The 1,435-nt window shown below is 36.9% G+C and carries 1 protein-coding gene and 1 pseudogene; one reads left to right on the top strand and one right to left on the bottom strand.

Features of this window, described 5'->3' with window-relative positions:
- Positions 1-227 (bottom strand): annotated as a pseudogene (locus tag H5202_RS22425) (carboxy-S-adenosyl-L-methionine synthase CmoA); the annotation flags it as partial.
- A gap of 390 nt (positions 228-617) precedes the next feature.
- On the opposite strand from H5202_RS22425, the gene H5202_RS22430 reads away from it, so the two are divergent.
- The coding region (locus H5202_RS22430; RefSeq protein WP_182773974.1) for a transporter substrate-binding domain-containing protein at positions 618-1,435 on the top strand (818 nt) is incomplete at its 3' end.

Here is a 1,435-nt window from a genome sequence, read left to right on the forward strand (position 1 = left end):
CGAATACTTAACGTAGCTGAGCCTAACGAACTACCAAGATCGTATATATTGCTTTGGGGCGTGACAAAACGGTTAGCAAAATCACCAATGGTATTGATGATTTGTGCATACCCAGGAACAGAGCGGCGGATCATGTCATTAAATACACCGGCAACTCGTTGATCAAACTGAAAGTCAGCAATTTGGTCGGTCACATGAGCGTATATCGTATCTTGTTGAGAGTTCATCAGCTGTAATGTGGAAAAGTTAGAAATGTATTTTAGCTAATCATGGTCAACCGCAGCAAGCATCCAGCTAATAATTTGTTAGTTTTTTTTCAAATAGTTGGCAAAGTTGTTATTAGGACTGGTTTTGCATGCTAATGAATGCTGGTATTATGTACACAAGCTTCGTAATATTAATGTCTAGTCTTAAAAAAGATGAGTCAAGACTGAATAATGGTATTATTTATCCTTGTACGCAGCTGAAAAAACATTTTTCTAAGCCATTACAACCATTTTTGTCAGTAAGCTATGATATTTAAAGCTTGGAATTAGCGCGTAAAGTAACCAGAAATGGAAATAAATAAGCTTATTAAATAAAGTAAGTATAAAAAGTGAAAGTATTAGGGAAAAAACTTGAAATTTATACCTTGGATATTAGCAATATTATTTGCGTGGATATCATTACCAGCGCAAGCAATTCACTCAGATAAGGCGAATACGTCATTACACCCATCACCTTTAGTCATTGTGATGGGAGAAGATACTTATCCATTTGAATATTTGGATGAGACGGGAACTCCAGCGGGTATTTTAGTCGATTTGTGGCGCGAGTGGTCTATCATTACTGATACTAAAGTGCAATTTGTGTCTCGGCATTGGCAACAGTCACTTGATCAGCTCGAACAGAAAAAAGCAGACATCCATATTGGTATGACTCAAAACCAAGCAAGATTAAAAAAGTTTGATTTTGCTAAACCATTTACTTCATTAAATACTTATTTATACGTTCACAAGTCGCTTAGTAGTAAAAAACAAATTAGTGATTTGGTTCCCTATCAAATTGGCATTGTGAGTGGCTCATCCCATGAAGCAACATTATCAGCATTAGAACCTAAGCTTAGTTTTAAGCGTTATCAAAATCGTGAACAATTATTACAAGCGGCCGTTAAAGGTGAATTGTTTGTTTTTGCGGGCATTGAAGGATATCAGCGCAACTTAGCACTTGAACAAGACATTGCCGCCAATTTTTACAGCTCATCGCGTATTCTCATCAAAAAAATCAACCTGGCTCCAGCAGTAGTAAAAGGGAATTTGGATCTTCTCAATAAAATTAACCATGGTTTTGAACTAATACCTGCGAAGGTAATTCAGCAAATAGAGCGTCGCTGGTTAGGCTATCATCGACAAACTTCAGGGGTCATTATTGCGATGCAAAATGGTGTCGAGCCTTA

Source organism: Shewanella sp. SG41-4 (assembly GCF_014164505.1).
GTDB lineage: Bacteria > Pseudomonadota > Gammaproteobacteria > Enterobacterales > Shewanellaceae > Shewanella.